Origin of the sequence: Aeromicrobium sp. (assembly GCF_014378035.1) — a bacterium.
In the GTDB taxonomy this organism is placed as follows: domain Bacteria; phylum Actinomycetota; class Actinomycetes; order Propionibacteriales; family Nocardioidaceae; genus Aeromicrobium.
This window is the reverse complement of sequence record NZ_JACMOM010000047.1, coordinates 1-2,591: the sequence shown is the minus strand read 5'-3', so window position 1 is coordinate 2,591 and position 2,591 is coordinate 1. Positions and strand designations below refer to the sequence as shown.

At 67.3% G+C, this 2,591-nt stretch carries 3 protein-coding genes; 1 reads left to right on the top strand and 2 read right to left on the bottom strand.

The annotated features are described in order from the left end of the window. Together H7290_RS02670 and H7290_RS02665 are read right to left on the bottom strand one after the other, a co-directional pair. A partial coding sequence (locus H7290_RS02670) for a cutinase family protein (protein ID WP_290512470.1) occupies nucleotides 1-554 on the bottom strand: 554 nt, incomplete at its 3' end. Nucleotides 555-564: 10 nt separating this feature from the next. After that, on the bottom strand, nucleotides 565-1,968 hold the full coding sequence (locus H7290_RS02665; RefSeq protein ID WP_290512469.1) for an FAD-binding oxidoreductase: 1,404 nt from the start codon (nucleotides 1,966-1,968) through the stop codon (nucleotides 565-567). A gap of 94 nt (nucleotides 1,969-2,062) precedes the next feature. Here H7290_RS02665 and H7290_RS02660 point away from each other — a divergent pair, with 94 nt between their 5' ends. Continuing rightward, nucleotides 2,063-2,239, top strand: coding sequence for a hypothetical protein (locus H7290_RS02660; RefSeq protein WP_290512468.1), 177 nt, complete (start codon nucleotides 2,063-2,065; stop codon nucleotides 2,237-2,239). Nucleotides 2,240-2,591: the final 352 nt, after the last annotated feature.

Here is a 2,591-nt window from a genome sequence, read left to right as displayed (position 1 = left end):
TCGGCAGGGTTCTTCACGGGGTCGGCGATCATCGCCACGACCGCGACGCGTCGCGCCTGCGCGGCGGTCAGGTCGGCCGAGAAGTTGTGCACCACGTTGGCTCCCTGGCTGAAGCCGACAAAGGCGAACGAGGTGTCCTTGCACCTGGCGGAAAGCTCAGTGAGACGGGTCGCCATGAGCTTCTTGCCTTGCTTGATGTGGGAGATGTACCTGGCGAGGGTCGGCGCGTAGTTCGCCGGAAACGGCACAGCTTCGAGCCTCACTGTGGCGTCGGAGCGGCGGTGCAGCTGGGTGGCCATGGCGCTCACGGACGCGAGGACCTCATTGCCCACCCCCTTGCTCGCGGTCGTCGACTGACCCGAACCGCGGAGCCCGAGAACGACCACGTCCGCGCAGGTCGTGCGAACGAACAGGGGAACGTCCCGGGCCGGGCCTGACCCGTTGGTTGACGAGCCGTTGGATGACGAGCCTGCTCTGCTGGCCACGAAGAGGATCAGCGCGACGCCGACGCCCAGGACGACGACGTTGAGCAACCGCCTTCCGCGTGCTGTCACGAGTCACACCTCACGAGTCGAAGCCGAGCCCGAAGCGGTCGAGCACCCGCAGCCAGAGGTTGCGGTGGCCGGTGCGGTCGGCCCGGACGAGCGACCACGTCGTGACGCGGATACCGATCCAGGCGAACGGTTCGGGCGGGAACGGCATCGGCCTGGTGCGAACCATCCGGAGACGAGTGCGCTCGGTGTCGTCGCCCGCCAGCAGGTCGAGCATGACGTTGGCGCCGAACCGGGTGGCTCCGACGCCGAGGCCGGTGTAGCCCGTGGCGTACGAGACCCGGCCTCCGTGGGTGGTCCCGAAGAAGGCGCAGAAGCGTGTGCAGGTGTCGATCACGCCACCCCACCGGTGGCTGAAGCGCAGGCCACGCAACTGGGGGAACGTGTCGAAGAAGTTGCCCGCCAGCACCTGGTAGGTCTCGGCGCGGTGCTCGTAGCGGGGTCGCATGCGCCGGCCGTAGTGGTAGACGGCGTCGAAGCCGCCCCACAGGATCCGGTTGTCCGCCGTGATCCGGTAGTAGTGGAACTGGTTGCCCGAGTCGGACACGCCCTGGCGGTGGGGCCAGCCGATCGCCGCGAGCTGCTCGGCCGTCAGCGGCTCGGTCGTGAGCACGTAGTCGTACACCGGCACGAGGTGGAATTTCAGCCTCGCCAGCAGGGAGGGAAAAACGTTGGTCGCGAGCGCGACGCGGTCGGCAAGGATGACGCCATTGCTGGTTTGCAGCGCGATGCGGTCGCCTTGCCGGCGCATCCGGTCGATGTGCGTGTGCTCGACGATGCGGACACCGGCGGCCTCGGCTGCCGCCGCGAGGCCCCAGGCCAGGCGGGCGGGGTCGAGCATTGCGGTGCCGTCTCGATCCCAGCTGCCCCCGAGGTACGTGGGGGAGTCGAGCTCGCGACGGACGGCGTCGGCGTCGAGGAAGTCCGGTTCGTTGGGGTCGTACTCCCCGAGCTCGTGCGATCGGGTGGCCACCGAGAGCTCGCCGGAACGGCTGAAGTCGCAGTCGATGTCATACCGCTGCACCGTCGCGGCGATCTCGTCGAGGTTGTCCATGCCGAGTCGGTGCAGGTCGTCGTACTCCTCGGGCCAGCGCTCGCGCCCATTCGCCTCGCCGTGAGTGAGGCTCGCGGAGCAGAACCCTCCGTTGCGCCCCGTGGCAGCGTCCGCGATGCGCCCGCCCTCGATCAGGATGATGTCGCGGTCGGGGTCGCGCTCCTTGGCCAGGAGAGCGGTCCACAGCCCGGTGAAACCACCTCCGACGATCGCGAGACCCGTCGTGGCGTCGCCGTCCAGCGGCGGGCGCGGCTTCGGGCGGTCGGGGGTGTCAAGCCAGAAGGACGTCGGTGCGGCATCGACCCAGCTTGCCCGCAGCTCGTGCTGGTCGAGCCGCTTGATCTGTTCGGGAGAGGAGCTCACACTGACATCTTCCTGCAGACATGGTTCGACCTGCGGATCGACGCGTTCAGCGGTACCGTTTCTCCGCCACTGATGCGAAGACTGGGAGCAGCGTATGTTCGACCAGATCGGAATGAATGTCGTCCTGAGCACCTTGGTGGTGCTGGGTGTTGTTGCTGGCGTTCTGCTCGCGGTGATCCGCCTGGCGTCCGTCTGGGGCGGGGCGGCCCGCCGTTCTGCCTCGGCCCCGTTCGACGGCCCAGAACAGACCGGCGGTCGGCACCGAGGCTAGTGCTCGTCGTCTGTGACTGATGCCGAGCGAGCCCCAGCCGTCATGCAGGTCCCCGCGAATACGGCCAGGTTCGACGTTGATGACGCGGATCTTGTTCGACGCCGTGATGAGCGCGTCCTGGGACGTTCTCGACCTCGTCGGCGCGAACGGGACCAGCCGACAATGCCGGTACGGACCTTTGTCCCGTAGCGCTAAAGATTTTATTTGCGGATTCGCCGGACAGAGGGGTTTGGCCGGGACTAAAGTCCATCAAGGGAAGGCCGCAGGGAGCGGCTTGTTGAGGGAGACATCATGATGGTCAGCTGCGCACCTTCCGGGTGACGACACCTCCTCGTTGACCACGAGGTGAATC

Bases quoted from the DNA above. Each gene is read 5' to 3' on its own strand.
- H7290_RS02660 (WP_290512468.1), top strand. From the start codon at position 2,063: ATGTTCGACCAGATCGGAATGAATGTCGTCCTGAGCACCTTGGTGGTG.